The organism is Metamycoplasma auris (genome assembly GCF_003253435.1).
Taxonomy (GTDB): domain Bacteria; phylum Bacillota_I; class Bacilli_A; order Mycoplasmatales; family Metamycoplasmataceae; genus Metamycoplasma; species Metamycoplasma auris.
This window is the reverse complement of the sequence record NZ_QKUB01000002.1, coordinates 18,967-38,983: the sequence shown is the minus strand read 5'-3', so window position 1 is coordinate 38,983 and position 20,017 is coordinate 18,967. Positions and strand designations below refer to the sequence as shown.

Annotated in this window: 21 protein-coding genes and 1 other RNA gene; 17 read left to right on the top strand and 5 right to left on the bottom strand. The window is 26.2% G+C overall.

The window, feature by feature from the left end:
- Positions 1–297: an MMB_0454 family protein gene (locus tag BCF89_RS01055; RefSeq protein WP_111518204.1), complete on the bottom strand. Its 297-nt coding sequence runs from the start codon at positions 295–297 to the stop codon at positions 1–3.
- A 1-nt stretch (position 298) separates the two neighbouring features.
- Positions 299–856 (bottom strand): elongation factor P, encoded by a 558-nt coding sequence (gene efp, locus BCF89_RS07645; protein ID WP_111518202.1) that lies wholly within the window; start codon positions 854–856, stop codon positions 299–301.
- Between the two features lie 190 nt (positions 857–1,046).
- Between efp and nadE the strand changes: the two genes are divergently transcribed.
- A complete protein-coding gene (gene nadE / locus BCF89_RS01045) occupies positions 1,047–1,805 on the top strand; it encodes an NAD(+) synthase (protein ID WP_111518200.1) in 759 nt (252 codons plus the stop codon).
- A gap of 16 nt (positions 1,806–1,821) precedes the next feature.
- On the opposite strand, the gene BCF89_RS07640 is transcribed toward nadE, so the two are convergent.
- The 3 genes from BCF89_RS07640 to BCF89_RS07635 form a co-directional block, all read right to left on the bottom strand.
- Positions 1,822–2,943: an MHO_1580 family protein gene (locus BCF89_RS07640; protein WP_111518198.1), complete on the bottom strand. Its 1,122-nt coding sequence runs from the start codon at positions 2,941–2,943 to the stop codon at positions 1,822–1,824.
- A gap of 129 nt (positions 2,944–3,072) precedes the next feature.
- Positions 3,073–3,501, bottom strand: coding sequence for a hypothetical protein (locus BCF89_RS01035; RefSeq protein ID WP_277870038.1), 429 nt, complete (start codon positions 3,499–3,501; stop codon positions 3,073–3,075).
- Positions 3,502–3,644: 143 nt separating this feature from the next.
- On the bottom strand, positions 3,645–4,193 hold the full coding sequence (locus tag BCF89_RS07635; protein ID WP_111518194.1) for an inorganic diphosphatase: 549 nt from the start codon (positions 4,191–4,193) through the stop codon (positions 3,645–3,647).
- A 108-nt stretch (positions 4,194–4,301) separates the two neighbouring features.
- Here BCF89_RS07635 and ruvA point away from each other — a divergent pair, with 108 nt between their 5' ends.
- The 16 genes from ruvA to BCF89_RS00950 all read left to right on the top strand — a co-directional run bounded on the left by ruvA (position 4,302) and on the right by BCF89_RS00950 (position 20,016).
- A complete protein-coding gene (gene ruvA / locus BCF89_RS07630; protein ID WP_111518192.1) occupies positions 4,302–4,919 on the top strand; it encodes a Holliday junction branch migration protein RuvA in 618 nt (205 codons plus the stop codon).
- Complete coding sequence (ruvB, locus tag BCF89_RS01020; RefSeq protein ID WP_111518190.1) at positions 4,897–5,844, top strand: Holliday junction branch migration DNA helicase RuvB; 948 nt, start codon at positions 4,897–4,899, stop codon at positions 5,842–5,844. Before ruvA ends, ruvB begins: the two co-directional genes overlap by 23 nt.
- A gap of 74 nt (positions 5,845–5,918) precedes the next feature.
- A complete protein-coding gene (gene secDF, locus BCF89_RS07625; protein ID WP_111518188.1) occupies positions 5,919–8,345 on the top strand; it encodes a protein translocase subunit SecDF in 2,427 nt (808 codons plus the stop codon).
- 19 nt (positions 8,346–8,364) lie between these two features.
- On the top strand, positions 8,365–9,624 hold the full coding sequence (gene hisS, locus BCF89_RS01010) for a histidine--tRNA ligase (RefSeq protein WP_111518186.1): 1,260 nt from the start codon (positions 8,365–8,367) through the stop codon (positions 9,622–9,624).
- Positions 9,625–11,298, top strand: a complete 1,674-nt coding sequence (gene aspS / locus BCF89_RS07620; protein ID WP_111518184.1) for an aspartate--tRNA ligase — start codon at positions 9,625–9,627, stop codon at positions 11,296–11,298.
- Positions 11,299–11,326: 28 nt separating this feature from the next.
- Positions 11,327–11,563, top strand: a complete 237-nt coding sequence (gene secG, locus BCF89_RS01000) for a preprotein translocase subunit SecG (protein WP_111518182.1) — start codon at positions 11,327–11,329, stop codon at positions 11,561–11,563.
- A gap of 16 nt (positions 11,564–11,579) precedes the next feature.
- Positions 11,580–13,724, top strand: coding sequence for a ribonuclease R (rnr, locus tag BCF89_RS00995; RefSeq protein WP_111518180.1), 2,145 nt, complete (start codon positions 11,580–11,582; stop codon positions 13,722–13,724).
- Positions 13,725–13,757: 33 nt separating this feature from the next.
- On the top strand, positions 13,758–14,189 hold the full coding sequence (smpB, locus tag BCF89_RS00990; RefSeq protein ID WP_111518178.1) for an SsrA-binding protein SmpB: 432 nt from the start codon (positions 13,758–13,760) through the stop codon (positions 14,187–14,189).
- A gap of 8 nt (positions 14,190–14,197) precedes the next feature.
- Positions 14,198–14,583: a transfer-messenger RNA gene (gene ssrA, locus BCF89_RS00985) on the top strand.
- A gap of 153 nt (positions 14,584–14,736) precedes the next feature.
- Positions 14,737–14,913, top strand: coding sequence for a DUF2188 domain-containing protein (locus BCF89_RS07615; RefSeq protein ID WP_004424861.1), 177 nt, complete (start codon positions 14,737–14,739; stop codon positions 14,911–14,913).
- Positions 14,914–14,915: 2 nt separating this feature from the next.
- On the top strand, positions 14,916–15,788 hold the full coding sequence (locus BCF89_RS00975; protein ID WP_111518176.1) for a bifunctional 5,10-methylenetetrahydrofolate dehydrogenase/5,10-methenyltetrahydrofolate cyclohydrolase: 873 nt from the start codon (positions 14,916–14,918) through the stop codon (positions 15,786–15,788).
- A gap of 103 nt (positions 15,789–15,891) precedes the next feature.
- On the top strand, positions 15,892–16,563 hold the full coding sequence (locus BCF89_RS00970; protein WP_111518174.1) for a deoxynucleoside kinase: 672 nt from the start codon (positions 15,892–15,894) through the stop codon (positions 16,561–16,563).
- Complete coding sequence (hpt, locus tag BCF89_RS00965) at positions 16,533–17,078, top strand: hypoxanthine phosphoribosyltransferase (RefSeq protein ID WP_111518172.1); 546 nt, start codon at positions 16,533–16,535, stop codon at positions 17,076–17,078. Before BCF89_RS00970 ends, hpt begins: the two co-directional genes overlap by 31 nt.
- A gap of 161 nt (positions 17,079–17,239) precedes the next feature.
- Positions 17,240–18,049 carry an energy-coupling factor transporter ATPase gene (locus BCF89_RS00960; RefSeq protein WP_111518170.1) on the top strand — a complete coding sequence of 270 codons (810 nt, stop codon included), beginning with the start codon at positions 17,240–17,242 and terminating at the stop codon, positions 18,047–18,049.
- The gene (locus tag BCF89_RS00955; protein WP_277870037.1) at positions 18,028–19,056 is read left to right on the top strand and encodes an ATP-binding cassette domain-containing protein; all 1,029 of its coding nucleotides are present in this window, start codon (positions 18,028–18,030) and stop codon (positions 19,054–19,056) included. Before BCF89_RS00960 ends, BCF89_RS00955 begins: the two co-directional genes overlap by 22 nt.
- Before the next feature lie 9 nt (positions 19,057–19,065).
- Positions 19,066–20,016: an energy-coupling factor transporter transmembrane component T family protein gene (locus tag BCF89_RS00950; RefSeq protein ID WP_111518168.1), complete on the top strand. Its 951-nt coding sequence runs from the start codon at positions 19,066–19,068 to the stop codon at positions 20,014–20,016.
- Position 20,017 lies beyond the last annotated feature (1 nt).

The following is a 20,017-nucleotide window of genomic DNA, read 5'->3' as shown; positions in this document are numbered from 1 at the left end:
TTAAATGCTTTCGAAAATTATTTTAATATTGTTTGGTTTGGTATTAATTAATGAGTATATTCTTTGTTCTAATAGAAAAATCATTTTGTTAGTTTCAAAAGAAATGCTTGCATTTTCTTTTAAAGTACAATAAATAATTAAATCTAGATTACCTTTATTGACGATTAATTCAGGTTCTTTAGTCAAAATAATTGAAGGTTGTTTGCTAAAAAAGTCATCTATTGTTTGTTTAATCGTGTCAACATCGACTTTAAAATCAAAATTAAGTTTAGTATTTACTGAAATAAAATCATTCATATTATGCTCTTCCTACATATTTTCCAGTTTCTGTTGAAACTAAAACTTTTTCACCTTCTTTAATAAATAAAGGAGTTTCAATTACAAGATTAGTTTCAAGTGTAACCTTCTTTAAAGCCGCTTGAGCTGTATTGCCCTTAACTGCTTCTGGAGCCTCAATAACTTCTAGTTCAACATTGGCAGGTAGTTCAATATCTAAAACTTCAGATTCATATTTTCTAACAATAACTCTCATCCCTTCTTTTAGGAAGTTTAATTCTCACTTTACATCTGTGACAGGAATTTCAATTTGCTCAAAGGTTTCTTGATCCATTAGAACAATAGTATCTCCTGCATTATATAAATAATCCATTGATACTTTATCTATAAGAGCTTTTTCAACTTTTTCTCCACCTGTAAATGATTTTATTGTTGTTGAACCCGAACGTAAGTCTTTAGCTTTAACTTTTACGTTTGCTTGGCCTCTACCTTGTTTTGAGTGTTGAGCTTCCAAAACAACAAAAATATCATTATCTAATTTAAAAGTAACTCCTGGTTTTAAATCATTAACATTAATCATCATTATCTCCTATTTTATTGAAATATTTTCTTTAGTGACATTAAGTAATTTACTTTATATTTATCAATTAAGTTCTCTAATTTAATTGATTGTATTTTTTAATATAAAAGAATTATAAATTAATTAAATCCTAAATTAAAACAAAATAAAAATTCCTTTTATCAAGATATTAAGTTTAAAATTATTAATTATGCTAAACTGACCTAATTTAAATTTGAACAACTTTGAAATAAAAGAATATAAAAAATTAATTAAGCGTATTCAAAACTGAATTCTTAAATATGTAAAAAAATCAAATGCTATAGGAATAACACTTGGAATATCCGGAGGCATAGACAGTTCAACATTAGCTGCTATTTGCTTTGATTTATTTAAAGACAATGCTCATTTTTATTATTTGAAAACTAAGGAAGATAAGGAAAATGAAAATGATATAAAACAATTGAATAAAATTTTAAATTATTCAATTGAAAAGATTGATCTAACAAAGGAATTTGCTTTATTTTCAAAGAAATTTGATTTAAAAAATGACTGAGTAAAAGCGAATTCAAAATCAAGATTTTTTATGACTGCGCTTTATACAAAGGCACAGCAAACAAATTCTTTAGTTTTAGGTACAGATAATTTTAATGAATATTATTTAGGATATTTTACAAAATGAGGCGATGGCGGAGTAGATTTACTACCGTTTGCAAATTTGCTAAAAAGTGATATCTATAAAATGGCAAAAATTTTAAATGTTCCTGAGTGTATATTAAATAAAAAACCAAGTGCAAATTTACTCGATAATCAGTATGATGAGGATGAATTAGGATTCAGTTACGCTCAATTTGAAGAATATATTAAAGGAAATTCAAATATTGATAAGCAAATACTAAATAAAATTAAGGAATTTAATACTAAGACCGAACATAAAAGAAAATTAATTCCTAAAGGCCCTAAATTCTAGTCATTAATCAATTTATCTATAATTTAATTGTTGTTCAATTATCAAAATCTTTGTTTAAGTTTTCTTCAGACATTTTTATAACTTCAGTATACAACTTAATTAATCCTTCTTTTTCATCAAAAATCTTATTTGCAAAATTGTCAATATAGTTTATTGTTTTGGATGAATCAATCACATCGTATAATGATTGATATTTTATTTTAAAATCTCCTTTGAAACGTATTGGCAAATGGTAACCTAAAAATTCTCCATCTTTTGTTTCAAAGAAACTCTTTTTTTCTTTATCTCATTGATTGTTTCTATCAATATAATAATCAATCTTATATTTAAAATTATTAATACTTGTAGTTTCTTTTTTTAAATTTAAGTTAAGTGATTGATTTCCTTCATCAATATAAATTTTTCTAAACAAATCAAATGCGAATTCTCTATCAGGAGAATAATATTGATTTTGACTCTTAAGTTCTACTCTTTGTTGCATAACTTTATAAAAAAAGTCATTTTGTTTAATATCATAAAAATCAATATCATAGACTAAGTTATTTACAAAGCCTGTATTATTTTCAAAAGGATTGTGTTCAGTACTTGTATCTTTTGTGATAACAAAATTTATTGATTCAATAAAATCAAATTTCAAATTATTTTCTCTTACATTTAACTCCTCAAAATCTAACTTATTTTTTTCAATCTCAAAATCTATCTGAAACGATAACATATTATGTGTTTCTCGAGATCAAACTTTTACAAAATGAACTCCAAATTCTTTTAGATCTTCAAGTTTAATTAGACTATTGTCATCCTGATATTTACTTAGTCTAATTTTTTTGATTTTGTTTGGAAGTTGTTCTATTTCATCAATTTTTAACTTCCTTTTATTTAATTCGATTGTTCTAGTAAGTGGAGATGGATGGTCAAAATTAAAACTAGGCATAGTCATCTCAATAACTCAAGAATTATTTTTTATATCTCGAATGATGTTAAGCTCAACTTTTTCATTTTCTTTTAATCCGAAATCTCATTCCTTTTTTGAATTTCAACGACCGTATTGAATGTATTTTTTTAGTCTTGCGCTAATTTTTTCTTTATATTCATAAACTTTTTTTTGAATATGAACAATTTCATTTGTATTTAATAACATAGATACCTTTCATTTGCCCTAATATCAGGCATAAAAAAGTACATCAAAATTTGTTATTAAATTAAACTTTCTGAAACTGGAATATTTCTTTTATATATATAAAGAATTGCATCTAAGTTTTATAATTCTTTATTCAAATAAACATCAATTAATAATTTTTTCTATGAAATTAAGTCTTCGATAAAACGTTGACTTTGATATATTAAAAGTCTTTCATGTTACATTATTTAGATTCTTTCGAAACAATATTGTTAGGAATATGGATCGATCTAATTCTGATAGATTATTGATTGTTGAAACAATAAACTTCTTAAAACTTGAAGCTGAATTTATTTTGTTTTCTTTTATTTTCGAAAAGTTTGTTAATTTTCTTTTGAATTCCTTTTCAAGTTCTTCGTTTACTTTATTTTCTTTATGTTTTTCATTTAAAATACTTTCATTTAAATTATTATCTTTTGTTTTATTTAACTTTAGTTTCAATTCTTTTATTTCTTCTTTAATTAATCTTTTAATTACTGGTTTTAGAATTAGTAAATTCTTAAATTTTTCCTTTGCCAAATCAGGTTCCTCCAATTTTTATTTTAATTTTTTTTATAAAAAATCTAAGTAAGGCTGAGACTATAAAGGTAGCTTTTATATAAAATATAAAAAAACATTTTAAGTATTAAAAAAATGTAACTTTTGTAAGCTACATTTTTAAATTAGATGTATTTTTCAGGGTGTAATTCTTTCATTTTGGTAATGAATTCGTCTTTATCTAGGGTTCCATATTGATTCATTAATTGAACACATTCATTATATTCAGATTGTGCTCATTCAATATTTTCAAATCCAGTAACACTCGTAACGTTAGCCCCTTTAAAATGTTTATAGTTTTGGAAGAATATTTTTACTGAGTGAAGTCACATTTTATCAACATCTTCCAATGATTTAATATGATCTAATCTGTAATCATCAGCATGAACACCAATTAATTTTGTATCAGTTTCGCCAGAATCAATCATTTTCATTGCTCCAATTATTCTAACTTCTACAACACTTCCTGGCATAAATTCTTCAGGTGAGTAAACTAGAACATCTAATTCATCGCCATCTCAATCTAATGCTTCTGAGATATAACCATAGTTAGCTGGATATCTAAATCCTTCTCTTAAAATACGATCAATTTTTATTTTTCCTGACTTTCTATCATATTCATATTTAATGTTTGAATTTTTAGGAATTTCAATGTTTACTAGGATGTTTTTCATAATAAAAAATTTTACCAACTTTTAGGTTTTCTTGCTATTTTCGCTAGTTTTTCTCTGTTGCTAAATTTTTATTCTTATTTGTTCTATATTTTGAGTTGTGGAGGGAAAATGACAATTTATTTATATGGAAAAGTAGTTCACCAAAGTTCCAATTATATAATTTTTGACCATAATGGTGAAGGTCAACTTATATATGTGGCTCAAATTGAAAGATTCAAAGTAGGTGATGTTAGAAAAGTATTTATTTCGCAAATCATAAATGAATACAATAAAGTTACATATGGGTTTGATAATTTTAAGGAGATGGTTGTTTTTGAAGATCTAATTACACTTCAGGGAATTGGTCCAAAAACAGCAATTTCAATTCTTAATGCAGGATGAGAGAACATAATTTCTTACATTGCGACATCGAATAAGGAAGAATTAACTAAGATTCCTTATGTATCATCAAAAATTGCTAATGCAATTTTATTTAATTTTAAAGATAAGTATGCTAAATTCATCTCAAAAATCAATAATGAAGATTTAGAAAAATTTAATAAGACAGTAAAAACAAATCAAATTTTGAAAGAATTTGAAGATACAATGAGAATGTTGGGATTTAAACCATCTCAAATCAAACTTGCGCTTGATAATATGGAATTAACAAACAATATTGAGGAATCTGTAGAAAACGCAATTCAAATAATAAGTAAAAAACAAAATGAAACAAGAATTCAGAGTTAATAGTTTTGATGATTTTGTTGGTCAAGATAAAATTATTTCAACATTAAAGGTTATGATTAATGCAGCTAAAAAGCAAGCAAGACCAATTGATCATTTATTGTTCTATGGTCCACCGGGTTTAGGAAAGACAACCTTGGCACAAATCATAGCGAATGAAACTAATGCTAACATTGTTTATATTCAAGGACCTCTTATTCAAAAAAAGAGTGATATATTAACTCTATTTTCATCACTTAATGAAAATGACATTATTTTTATTGATGAAATTCATGGAATTAATAAAAGCATAGAAGAATTACTTTATTCAGCAATTGAAGACTATGTAATTGACCTTCCGATTGGTGTTGAAGGTGATATGAAAATTATGCGTCTAAATTTAAAGAAATTTTCTTTAATCGGAGCAACAACAAGATTTAATTTAATATCAAATCCTTTGAAGGATAGGTTTGGATATATTGGTAAATTATTGCCTTATTCAATTAAAGAAATTAAGAAAATAATTCGTAATTCTGCAAAAAGAAATGAAATCGAAATCCAAGAAGATGCCGTTGATGAAATAGCACTTAATTCAAGGTCAACGCCAAGAATTGCTAATAATCTTTTAAAACGTGTGAATGATTTTGCAATCTATAATAATAAAAAAGTAGTTGATTACAATATCGTTAGAGATGCATTCAATTATTTGGATGTATATCCTGGAGGATTAAGTGTTTTTCATATTGAGTATTTATTGGTATTAAAGAATGTTTTCAAAAATAAAAGTGCTTCATTAGATACTTTAAGCTCAATCTTAAAAGATGATAAGATAACTATAGTTAACGACTTAGAACCATTGCTATTGTTAAAAAAATTCATTGAAAAAACAGTGAGAGGAAGAAGAATCACAAAAGAAGGTATTGAATATATAGAGCAAATAAAAAAATAAATATTGATTTATATTAATCAAGCAAAGTTTTTAATATACTACAAAAAAATAACAATTATTATATAATTGTATCCATGAATAAGAAAAGTAAGTTAAGTCCTGCAGTGAAGTGATTATTTGGAATTTTTATTCTTATTGGAATGATTCTATCAGTTGTATTTGGTTCAATATTCTTTTTAACTCCTAAATTAAAGGCTACTAACCCTGTAGTGAATAATAATATTCATTCAAATATTCAACTAAGAATAAAAGAAGATAATTTTCAAACAAGTTCAAAAAGAGATCTAGCACCAAATAAGGTTGCTGAAATAATAAAAAATTATTTACAAGTAAAAGAAGACCAATTAACTTCAAATTTTGATGTTAACTTACTATCTGCAGATAAAATTCAAGTTAAAAGTTTACTTGCAACAACTGATGATAAACGAGATGAACTAATTAATTTATTGACTAACAAACCTTACCTTACAGTTACTGACCATACTGGAAAACCACTCTTTTATAAAGGGAGATTTCAAGATAATTTTGAAAATTTTCATGGATTAGATGAACTAATAAAGGAAGGTTCTCGTGATTTTAATATGGATCTGGATGCTAATCCCGCCAGTGATAAAATTGACGAAGGATATTCTGATCGAATTAAAATTAAATTAAACGATTATGCGTGAGATCAATTTACAAGACTTGCCTTCTTTTATTTTTTACGTTCTAATCAAACTCAAAATTTAAACTTTGATGACCCAGAAAATAAAGTTTATTTTTGGTTAAATTTAGATGAATTTATTAAAAATTCGATGAAAAATGATAAAAAAGGATGAGAAGCTGCTAACGGTAATCCTGTAAATTATGCATATGTTGGAAACGATCCAAGAGGAAATGAAAAAAGAGATGAAAATGGAAGAATAATTAAGAAAGGTTCCCCATTTTTAAAAAATTCTATTAATGCGCAGAAATATTTAATATCGGCAGTATCTCCAATATCATTAATTTCAACTAAAAAAAGAGATTCAATTTTTTATCTAATAAATAACAGTCCAAATGGCTATTCAAATAGACAATTAGCATCTCTAATAAATTTCTCATATACTCCATTTTTATTAGAAAAAGTTGATATCAGTACTAAAACAGAAAATGATAGTTTATTCGTAAATAAAGTAAATAAACCTACATATCAATATGATTCTTATATTTTAGTGATTGTTATTATTTTTGCTTTAATGTCGATTTTCTTAGGAATTAAGTATCGATTATTAGGTGCAATTTCAGTTGTAGTTATGGCTTTCTTGTTATTTGTACTACTTTCAATAATTGTAGCCTTTGGAGTTGTAATAAATTCATTAATTGCAATAACAATTATTTCAATGCTATTTGTAGTATTTATTTTAGTAACTAAAAAATTACAAATTTTTGAAAAAGAAATCTTTGATGGTTCTAGCACAAGTAAAGCAATGAATAAAGCAAACAAAAAATCAGTTTTATCTAGTTTAGATTTACTTGCAACGCTAGGGATTAGTTCAATTATTGCATTTTATTTAAATGTTAATCATTCATCTACAATTGGAGCAATAATTGGAATTGCATCATTATTAATTTTGGCTATTATAACTGGTCTATATACATTGGTTATAAGATCACTAATCCAAAGTGATATCTTTGAAAAGAAAAAGAAATTATTGTTACATAAAGCAAAAATTAAGACTAATTTAAGTAGCAAGATAGATATATTTTTAAAAGCAAAATTCTTTATTGTTCCGATTATATTAATTTTTGTTACTGCATTTGTTGTGTTTACATCATTCGCAATTAAGGATAAATCACTATTTGCAGGATTTAATACTAAAGAATTCTTTGGAAAAAATATAATGTTCTCATTTAGAGATACTAATATTGGATATATGATTGGTTGAACAACACTTTTAATTGTGCTTATAAATGTAGTTGCAATGTTATACATAACATTTAGATACTCAGTTCAAGACGGATTTATATATTTAATAAAGAATTTAATTTCTAGTTTATTAGTAATTTCGTTCTTAGTAATAATTAGAAGCAAGATTGATAATTTTATATATGACGGTTTAATTTTGGTTACATTTATTAATGTTTGTGATGGTGTAATAAATTCATCAAGAATTAATTCTGAAATTAAAAAAGATATTAATACAAAAAATTACATTTATACTAGAGATCAAATTAAAGATATTTTTAGTATTTGAATAACTGATATATTTTTAGTTCAAAATGTCAATCTATTACTAGGAATTGCAATTCTAATAACTGCACCATTTTTATTGGTTAACATATCATTTAGTGTTATATTCTCACTTGGTTTTTCAATTGTAATAATGTGATACCTAAATTTATTTATAATTCCAAGAATTTGAGAAGCACTTTTAATAAAGAAATATAGTAATAAACAAATTAGAATTCAAAAAGAATTTTGAAAAACACAAAAGATTGAAGAACAGACATTTATTGGAATCAATGATTTTTCAATGTAGCAATTAAATAAGGAGTTATATGTTCAATAGATTAAAAGGAACAAAAGATATTTATGGTCGTGAGGCCATAGTAATCAATTTTATTCGTAACACATTTGAAAATGTTGCAAAAAGATACAATTTTAAATTTATTGAAACTCCAATAATTGAAGATTATAATCTCTTTATTAGATCAGTTGGTGAAACTAGTGATATTGTAACCAAAGAAATGTATGTGTTTAGAGATAATGGAAATCGTATTGTATGTTTAAGACCTGAAGGTACAGCATCTGCCATTCGTTCATATATTGAGAATAAGATTAATAATTTAGAATCATCAAAATTCTTTTATTTTGGACAAATGTTCAGATATGAAAGACCTCAAAAAGGTAGATATAGACAATTCCTTCAAGGTGGAATTGAATTAATCGAAAATAAATCAGTACTTTCAAATTTTGAAATTATCAAGTTAGCAAATGATTTTCTTAAAGAACTCAGAATAGATGATTTTATTCTAGAAATCAATAATTTAGGATCATTTAGTAGTAGAAATAATTACATAAATCATTTAAAAGAATACTTTTCAAAATATAAAAGCAATTTAAGTGAAATTTCGCAATTAAGACTAGAAAAAAATGTTTTAAGAATTCTTGATGATAAGGCTGAAATAGACAAGGATTTTGTTAAAAATGCACCAAAATTAATTGACTTTCTATCAAAGGAAGAAAAGGATGATTTTGATTCGTTACTTAAATTGTTAAATAAGTTTGAAATCAAATATGTAATAAATCCATATTTAGTTAGAGGACTAGATTATTACAATGATGTAGTATTCGAATTTGTTTCAACATCTCAGGCTTTAGGATCTAAGTCGACTATTCTTGGTGGAGGTAGATATGATGGAATGGTCGAACAATTTGGAGGCCCTAAAATTGGTTCAATTGGATTTGCTTTCGGAGTTGACCGACTAGCTGAAATAATAAATTTTAATTTTGAAAAATATACAGACTTGGAGCCACAATTGAGTATCCTTATTGGATATTTAAATGAAAATGAAATCGATTCAATTCTAAAAATTGCTTATGATTTGCGAAAAGAATTTGATGTTGAATTAATTAATCAAAAAATGAATATTAAGCAACTATTTAAAAAGAATTATCAATTAAAACCAGCAATGTTAATCTTTAAAGAATTAAATTCATCTGAAGATGAAATTAAAGTAAAAATAGGAAATAATGAAATTAGTTTTGTATATAAAGATTTAAATGACTTTAAGAAAAAAATAAAGGAGTTTTTTTAGATGAAGGTAAATTATTGTGCTAAATTAAATATTAACGATTTAGATAAAGAAGTCGAATTATTTGGTTGAATTGCTAACAAAAGAAAGTTTAAAAATCAAACATTTATTGATTTACGTGATTCAAGTGGAATTGTACAATTAGTTTTTAATAATGTCTCTGATCCACTGTTAACCAAGGAAACTTGCTTACAAGTTAAAGGGAGAGTTTTAAAAAGAATTGAGGCTAATAGTGAACTTGAATCAGGTGAAATTGAAGTTTTTGTTAGCGACTATAAGATTCTAAATACTTCGAAACAAATACCATTTGATATTAATGATAAAAAAGAAAACTCTGCAAATGAAGACTTAAGATTAGAATATCGTTTTTTAGATATTAGAAATGAAAGAATTCTAACGAATCTTAAATTAAGACATAAATTATCTTTATATATTAGAAACTATTTCGATAAACATAATTTTATTGAAGTTGAAACACCTATTTTAGCAAAATCAACTCCAGAGGGCGCAAGAGACTATCTAGTTCCAACAAGAAAAAAAGGAAAATTCTTTGCCCTACCTCAATCACCGCAATTATTTAAACAATTACTAATGGCCGGTGGAGTTGAAAGATACTTTCAAATTGCAAGGGTATTCAGAGATGAAGATTTAAGAAAAGATCGTCAACCTGAATTTACACAATTAGATATTGAACTTTCATTTAGTAATCAAGAAGAAATCTTTTCGATTTGTGAGAACATGTGAGTTGAAGTACTAGGAAAATTGGGTTATCAAATTGAAAGTCACTTTCCAAGAATGGATTTTGATTATGCTATGAAGTACTATGGGACAGATAAGCCTGATACAAGATTTGACTTTTTAATTAATGATTATTCGGATCAATTCAAAGATAAATTCGGAATGAATTATGTCAAGGCAATTATTTTTGATCGAGATGTAACAGAACATCTTAAAAAAATTGAAGAAATTTTTTATAAAAATAGTGGAGAATTTTTTGAAGTATTAGATTTAAGCTGTGCAACTTGTCATGTTGGAACTACGCTTGCAAATGAATATAATACAAGTCAAGAAAGAAAAATGTACGCTTTAATCGCCGCCGGAAACGATGAAGAAAATACTCTTAAAGCCTTAGGAGCAATAAGAACACTTCTAAACGATTTATACCACTTAGCTGATCCTAAAAAATTGAACTTTTTATGAATTGTCAATTGACCAATGTTTGAATTTGATAAGGATGAAAAGAAATACGTACCTGCACATCATCCTTTTACGCAATTCGAAGAAGAAACACTTCAATATTTAGAAGCAAATGAATATGAAAAAGTAAGAGCAAAATCATATGATTTAGTCTTAAATGGATTTGAGCTTGGATCTGGTTCAATTAGAATATACGATTTAAAAACACAAAGACTAATGTTTGATATTCTAAAAATTTCAAAAGAAGAACAACAATCAAGATTTGGTTTTTTCCTTAAGGCCTTTGAATATGGACTACCTCCACATTGCGGTATTGCATTCGGACTTGAAAGAGTTTTGATGATTCTAACAAATTCATCATCAATCAGAGATGTAATTGCATTTCCAAAAAACGCAAAAGGAACTGATTTATTAACATCTGCTCCATCAGAGATAACAACTGAACAACTACTAGAATATAATTTAGAAATAAAGAAATAAATAATAAAAAAAGAAAGGGAGAATAAATATGATTTGATTTTTAGTAATTATGTTATTCATAATGTCGCTAGGAATAATTGGTATTTCATTTATGATGGCTCCTGATTCAAATAGTTTTAGTGGTGCATTAGTTGGAAGTAGTGATTTGGATTTATTTAAAATATCCAAAGAACGAGGAATTAAAAAAGTTCTTAAGTGGTCAATGATTTCTTTGGGTGTTCTAATATTTATTCTAGCTATTGTATTACGTGTAGTTTTACAATAATTAAGACAATAAAATTATGAAATTTAAACATGAATATAATAAAAATTTAGACTCAGAAGAAATTTTGAAAGTTATTCAAAATAATACTTCGGGTCTAAGTTTTTTAGAACTCGTAAAGAAATTAAAAATTAATCCTGATCACAACCAAAAAATTTCTACATTATTAAAACAATTGATTCTTGAAGATAAAATCGAAATAAATCGCGAACAAAAATATGTTCCGATATTTTACCTTAAGACTGTAGAAAGTGAAATATCTATTTCATCCAAAAGATTAGGATTTATTGATTTTACAACTGAAGTAGACACAAATAATAAAAATAAGGCAGCAATTTTATTTCCTTATCAAATTAAAAATATTCTTAATGGTGATTTAGTTGAAGCAAAGATTTTTTCCTATTATGGAATTAATAATGAACTTTTATATAAAGCTAAAATAACGAAACTTATTAGTCATAAACAAAAAATTATTATTGGACTAATTACTAAAAATAATTTTGGCAAATATATTTTTGAAGCAATTAATGACAGAGATAAAGCAAATTTTGAAATTATTAACTATCATTCAATTCCAAAAAATATAACTAGTAATGATGTAATAGAAGCTAAAATACTAAAGCCAAATGAAAAAAATGTTGCAATCCTATTCAATAGTATTATTGACCAATTGGATAGTTTTGATTATCCGTTTAATAAAATCTTTTCAGAAAATGAAGTCACTTTAGATTTTTCACAAGAAACAATTGACGCGGCTAAGAGATTACCAAAAGAAGTCAGTGCTTATGAGCTAAATAACCGTGTTGACTTAAGAGATTTAATAACGGTGACGATTGATGGATTAGACACAAAAGATTTTGATGATGCTATATCATGTTATAAGTTACCAAATTCAAACACAAAGTTATTTATTCATATTGCAGATGTATCACATTATGTTAAAGAAGATGATGAGATTGATAAAGAAGCATTAAGAAGAGGTACATCAATTTATTTACCAGATAAAGTGATTCCAATGCTTCCATTTGAATTATCTAATGGTATATGTTCATTGAATCCTAAGGTTGATCGTTGTACAATTACTCTTGAGCTAGAAATTGATAAAGATGGAAATAATGTTGATTATAAAATATACGAAAGTATAATCAATTCTGACTATCGATTAACATATAATGAAGTAAACGATTATTTTGATAACAAGATTAATTTACCAGAAAAAATTAAAAAAACACTTGATGATTCAAATTATGTATCGCAACTTATTAGAAGTAAAAAAAATGCTGAGGGATATGTAAATTTTGAAATTAAAGAACCAAAAATCATTATGAAAGATAACAAGGTTGTTGATATCAAAATTAAAACAGAAGGCCGAAGTGAAAATATGATTGAAGATTTCATGGTGAGAGCAAATGAAACGATTGCTTATCTAATGTCGTTTAATCATATACCATCTATTTATCGTATTCATGATCAACCATCAACTGAAAAACTTCTTGAATTGCAAGAATTAATTAATTTTTCAAATTTTAAAAATATAAAGGTTCCTTTTGATGGTGAACCATTAAGTTTTGCAAGAATGGTAGAAAAAATAAAGAGTAAAAATTTTGATGAATTTATAAAGAGTGCACTTCTAAGAACAATGCAAAAAGCAATATATTCAGCAAAAAATATTGGTCATTTTGGTTTAGCATCAAAATATTACTCACACTTTACATCTCCAATAAGAAGATACCCTGATTTACTGTTACATCGTTTAATTAAAAAATACCTTATTAATAAGAAACATATTAACTCATTAGAGTATCAAAATGAAGAAGCTAAGATTGAACAAATTGCACAACAAAATTCAGAGAGTGAAAGAACCGCGATGACTGTAGAACGTGATATAGTAGATATTAGAAAAGCTGAGTTTTTTGATACACTAGTTGATAAGGTTTTTGATGCTACAATTGTTTCGATTGAAAAATTTGGTATATTTCTAAATATTGAAAACTATCAAACTAGCGTTTTAATCCATTTTGATGATTTGAATGACGAAGTAATTAAGATATCTAACTTTGAAGCAAAGGGCAATAAATATTATTTTAAAGTTGGAATGAATCAAAAGATTCAAATAAAAAGCATTGACCGCAATAAAGGCAACATTAATGCTAAGTTGTGTTAATGCTTTTTTATTTATTGCTTTATAATTTAACTTATGCCAAAGGTAATTGCAAGAAACAAATTTGCCAAATCAGATTATGAGATTCATAGCACATATGAAGCCGGTATTTCTCTATTGGGATGAGAAGTTAAGAGCTTGCGAGCACAGAATGTGAAGATGGAAAATGCTTTTTGCTCAATTAGTAATAAAAATGAACTTTGGCTAAACAATTTACATATTTCACAATATATGTTAGTAAAAGGTGACTTAGATCGTTCAAGAAAACTACTAATGCATAGTAGAGAAATTTTAAGAATAAAAAACACTTGCGATCGTCTATCTTTAATTATTATTCCACTTTCAATTTATTGGAGCAATAACTATATAAAGATAGAAATAGCCTTAGCTAAAAAATTAAGAAAATATGACAAGCGGCAAAAAATTAAACAAGAAGAATTAAAAAGAAATATCAAAAATTTATACTAAACTCAATTGGGGATGTAATTGGTATCGACAGTTATTGGAATATTTTTAAGGCAGTGGTCTTGTAAACCATAATACTTTCTAGGCTTTTAAATGCAAACTTAGAAAAAAAAGAAAAAGAATTCTTCATGACAAACGTTATGATGAATCAATTAAACCCAGCTTTTGCTTAATTAAAAACTGGTCGAATTTCTATAATGGCCCATTATAGAAAATTTGCAATTAGGGCTATATCTTAGTGAAGTTCAGTTGCTAACTAAGTGAGACTAAAAACTGAAACTTATTGATCTTTTTTGTTAGTTTTAGATGAATAAGTTACTAAAAAAAACTAAATAAACTGTAGATTTAAAAATATAAAGATAGCTGGACCGGGGTTCAAATCCCCGCATCTCCACCATATGTTAATTCACCAAAAATAAGATTGATATTTTTTTAAATAATTATGTATTGTTTATTCTATGCAAAAAAATGGATATGTTATTATAATGTATATTAGTAGCAATTTTATCTATATAAAATAAATGAGTATTAAGGAGAAAATAATAAATTTATGGCAGTTAGATTAGTAGTAAATCATCCTGATGGTTGAGCTGTAAAAAATCCAAAAGGAAAGAAAGCTATTAGAACCTTTAAAACCCAAAAAGAGGCCATGCAATATGCAAAATCTTTAAAGGATACAACATCAATAAATGTACAAAGCAAAGTAGGGACTTTTAGAAAAGTATAATAATGGCAATATTATTAGATGGCAGGAAACTCAAAGAAAAACTTCAATCTAAGATCGAAGTAATTTTAAAAGATATTCCAGACAATCAACTTCCAATCTTAGGGATTCTTCAAGTTGGTAATTTTGAAGAATCGAATATTTATATTCGTCATAAATTAAATGTTGCAACAAAGTTAGGAATAAAAACTTGTTACATTAAGCTTCAAGAAGATGCAACTGAAAGTGAAATTCTTTCATCAATAAAAGTTTTAAATGACAAAACAACTGGGTTCATTATGCAGCTTCCGATTCAAACAAAAAATGTTGCTAATGTAGATTATCTTTTAGACCAGATAAACAAAATTAAAGATATTGATGGACTTAATCATCATAATCAGGAAGCTAACTATATTTTAGAAAATGATTCATTTTTGCCTGCAACTGCCACAGGCATTATTTGTTTGTTAGATGAATATAATATTGATTATAAAAACAAGACTATTGGTGTGGTTGGACAAAGTAAAATTATAGGTAAACCAATATCTAATTTCTTTGAACAATTAGGAATAAAAGTAAGAAGATATGATATAAATACAAAAAAAGATGACATGCATTTAAATGATATTCTTATTGTTGCAACTGGAAATAGAGGATGTATTAGTAACATTAAGTTAAAAGAAGATGTAATTATAATTGATGTTGGAATTCATCGTTTAGAGAATGGAAAAATATCTGGTGATGTTATTATTGCGGATATTAAAGAAAATATTTCATATTTAACGCCAGTGCCTGGCGGAGTTGGCCCAATGACAATTATTGGTTTAATTCTAAATTTGCTTAAATCGTATGATATTCAATCAAAAACTAATATATATAAAAGAATATTTGAATCCTAATAATATATAATTAAATTCTCACTTTAGAAGAAATATAAATGTGAGAATTTTTTATTAAATTTTAATTATATGAATTAAGTAAATGTAAAGGCAGGTAAATTTTATGATAATTGGAATAAGCGGAATGATATCAGCTGGAAAAAGTGTTTTAGCAAATCGATTGAATGAACACTATAAAAATTCTCTGATATTACATGAGTTTGATGATAACGATGAAGTATTCAATACATTTTTAAAATGGCTTTATGAAAAAAAAGAAAATCTAACTATTGCATTTCAAACATATATTATTGAAAATCATACCGATAAGTTTTCAAAGATTTTTAATGAACTACAATTGATGCCTCCAAAAAATCGTCATTTATTTTTAGATCGTTTTTCAGTTGAGCATTATATTTTTGCTAAATTGATTCTTGAAGATAAAAATCCTAAATATCTTGAAGCATACGATGCAATGTTTGAAAAATTAATTACAAAAGAAGAATTACCTGATTTAGTTATATTTCTTGATATTGACTTTGAAACGTTTCAAAAGCGAATCTTTGAACGAGGAAGAAAAGAAGAAGTTGATAATTGAGATTTAAATTTGGAATATTTCAAGAAATTGCATGCAAATTATTATAAAATTTTTAAAAAACTTGCTGAAAGATTTCAACTTAATTTTAGAGTAATTGATACAAATAAACTAAGTAAAGAAGAAGTACTAAAAGAAGCAATTAAAATCATTGATGAAGAGGAAAATTTATGCGAAATGAGACAGTTGATCCAAGGATAGAAAAAATTCTTTTTAGTCAAGAGCAATTAGAAAAAAGAATTAAGGAACTAAGTGAATGAGTCAATCAAACTTACAAAGATTCCTCTAATCTAGTTGTAGTAGGTTTATTAAAGGGTTGCCTTCCTTTTTATGCACAGTTAATAAAAAATGTTAATGTTGATTTAATTACTGATTTTATGATTGCTAGTTCATATGATGGCGGAAATAAATCATCAGGAAACGTCAAAATTATTTTAGACTTAGTTACAAATATTGAAGGAAAAGATGTTTTAATTGTTGAAGATATAGTAGATACAGGACGTACTATTTCCAAAACAGTATCAATTCTAAAATCAAGAAATCCTAAGACATTAAAAGTTCTCACATTATTAAATAAACCTTCAAATCGTATTGTTTCATTTGAACCAGATAATTATGGTTTTCTAGTTGAAAAGGATGACTTTGTTGTTGGTTTTGGTTTTGATGATGAAGAAAAACTACGTCAACTTCCATATATAGGAACCATAAAAGAGTAACTAATTTTTTTATTCAAAAATTGTTTATTCTAAGAAAAATAGAAAGCATAAAGTTAACTAATTTCTAGAATAAAAATATAATAAAAAAATGCATAATTCAATGATTTTAAATTGATATTTCTTTTTTAAAAATATGTATCTAAAAATATATAATTATTTTTATGATTGAAATTAAGAATCTAAATTATCGCTATCCAGGCAGTAAAAAATTTGCTTTAGAGAATATCAATTTAAGCATTGAAGATGGTCAATATATTGCTATCTTAGGACACAATGGTTCAGGAAAAAGCACATTTTCAAAACTAATTGCTGCAATATATAAAGCTACTTCAGGAAAAATATTAATTGATGGATTGGAAATTAATTCAGAAAATCTAAGTGAAATTAGAAAAAGAATTGGAATTGTTTACCAAAATCCAGATAATCAGTTTATTGGTTCCACTGTTGAGGATGACATTGCATTTGGACTTGAAAATAAGAGAGTTCCAAGAGAGCAAATGCGAGATATTATTGAAAAATATGCATCACAAGTTGGCATGCGTAATTTTTTAGATCATGAACCACAAAATCTCTCGGGAGGCCAAAAGCAAAGAGTTGCAATTGCCTCGATTTTAGCTCTTAATCCAAAAATTATTATTCTTGATGAAATCACATCAATGTTAGACCCAAGAGGTCGTAGTGAAATATATAAAATTATTCATGAATTACATAAGTCGACAAATAAAACGATAATTTCAATCACACATGATATGGATGAAGCCTTGTTAGCAGATAAATTAATTGTTTTTTCAAAAGGAAATGTTATTGCGCAAGGTAAACCGATTGAAATATTAAATAATAAAGAAATTATTGAGATTGCTAAAATTGATTCACCATTCATTTATAAACTAAGTGAAATGATTGAAGGAATTGAACCTACATATGATGGAAGCAAACTTTTGGAGATATTATGTCAATTAAAATTGAAGTAAATAATATTACGAAGGAATATAACAAAGGGCTTCCTACATATATAAAGGTTTTAAACGATGTTTCTGTACAAATAAATGAAGGTGAAGCAATCTCAATAATTGGCCCCACAGGATCAGGAAAAACGACATTAATTGAACATTTCAATGCACTATTAACTCCTGAAAGTGGTTCCTTGAAATTTTCAAATATTCCAATTGAAAAAAAACTAAGTAAACCAAAGAAACCTAATAGAAAAAAGATTGAAAACAAAGAAGATTTTAATATTCAATATAATAAATATTTAGAAGAATTAAAAAAATACAAATCTATAAATAAAAAAGATCGAATTGAAGTAGTCTACACTGATATTGATATAACAAAAACTAAAAGAAGAATAAAAAATATCAAAGCACTTAGAAAACAAGTTGGAGTTGTTTTTCAATTTGCTGAGTATCAACTATTTGAGTCCACCATTGAAAAAGATATTATTTTTGGTGCTATTTCAATGGGAACTAAAAAAGAAAAAGCTAAAGAATTGGCAGCTAAATATATTGAAATCGTCGGACTTCCAAAAGATTATTTAGAGCGAAGTCCTTTTAATCTCTCGGGTGGTCAAAAAAGAAGAGTAGCATTAGCTGGAATTTTGGCAATGGAACCCAAATTTTTAGTTTTGGATGAACCTACGGCAGGATTGGATCCACAAGGTGTAGAGGAGATGCTAGAAATTTTCTATAATCTTTATAAGAATGGAACGACAATTATTATTGTTACTCATGATTTAGATAATGCTTTGAGATGAACAAATCGAACATTATTTGTAAAAGATGGAAAGATTATAAAAGATGGTAACACTTATGAAATTTTAAGCGATAATAAACTTCTAATTGATAATGACTTAATTCCAACAAGATTACTTTCATATACTGAAAAATTAAGAAATTGTGGATTTAATATAAGTAAAGTCACAAGCATTGAAGAACTTGCAACTGAGATTAATAAACAAATAAGAAAAACTAAAAAAGGATAATAAATTAAAATGGGAAGAACAATTGTAGGTAGATATATAAATATCGATACACCGCTGCATAGGTTAGATCCGAGATTAAAATTTCTTGCCAATATTTTGTTTATTGTTTTATTTTTTATCTCAGCACACTATATAACATTAAGTATCCTTATTATATTTAGTATGGTAATTTACGGTGTTACTGTCAAATCGGTTAAATCAATTTTTAAAAAATTACGACTACCTTTATATATTGCAATTTTTTTATTGCTCATCAATATGTTTACAGTCAAAGGAGCAGTCTTATACAATCATGTTAATGATTATATTCCGCTTCCTTCAGATACACGTCCTGATGCATATGTGATCAATCGTGGAAGATTATTTATAAATGTAATTTATTTTGCTCCGAACAATAATATTGATTCAACATTTCAATTAAATTTATTTTCACTGCACCGAACATTTTCAATCTTTTTAAGAATTTATGGTGTTATTTTGATTACAACAGTTTTAACTGTTTCTACAAAGCCAATTCTTTTAACTCGAGCAATAAATGATCTCCTATATCCACTTAAACTAATAAAGATTCCAATTGAAATTATTACAATGATTATTTCAATTGCTTTAAGATTTATTCCTACCCTTCTAGAAGAATCAAGTAGAATTATGAAAGCACAATCTAGTAGAGGTGTTGACTTTAAACATGGTAATTTTAAAGATAAAATAAAAGCATTTATTGTCCTTCTGATACCTTTGTTTGTATCATCATTCAATAAGGCCAATGATTTAGCTGATGCAATGACATCAAGAGGATACGAGCCATACTCTAAGCGAACTACATATCGTAAATTAGTTCCAAATTGAAGAGATATACTGGCTACATTCATTATAATTGGTTTTACTACTTTAATTGCTGTATCTTTAATTAATAAAGTACAACTTCCAAATTGATGGGTTGTCACATTCCAAAAAGTATAAA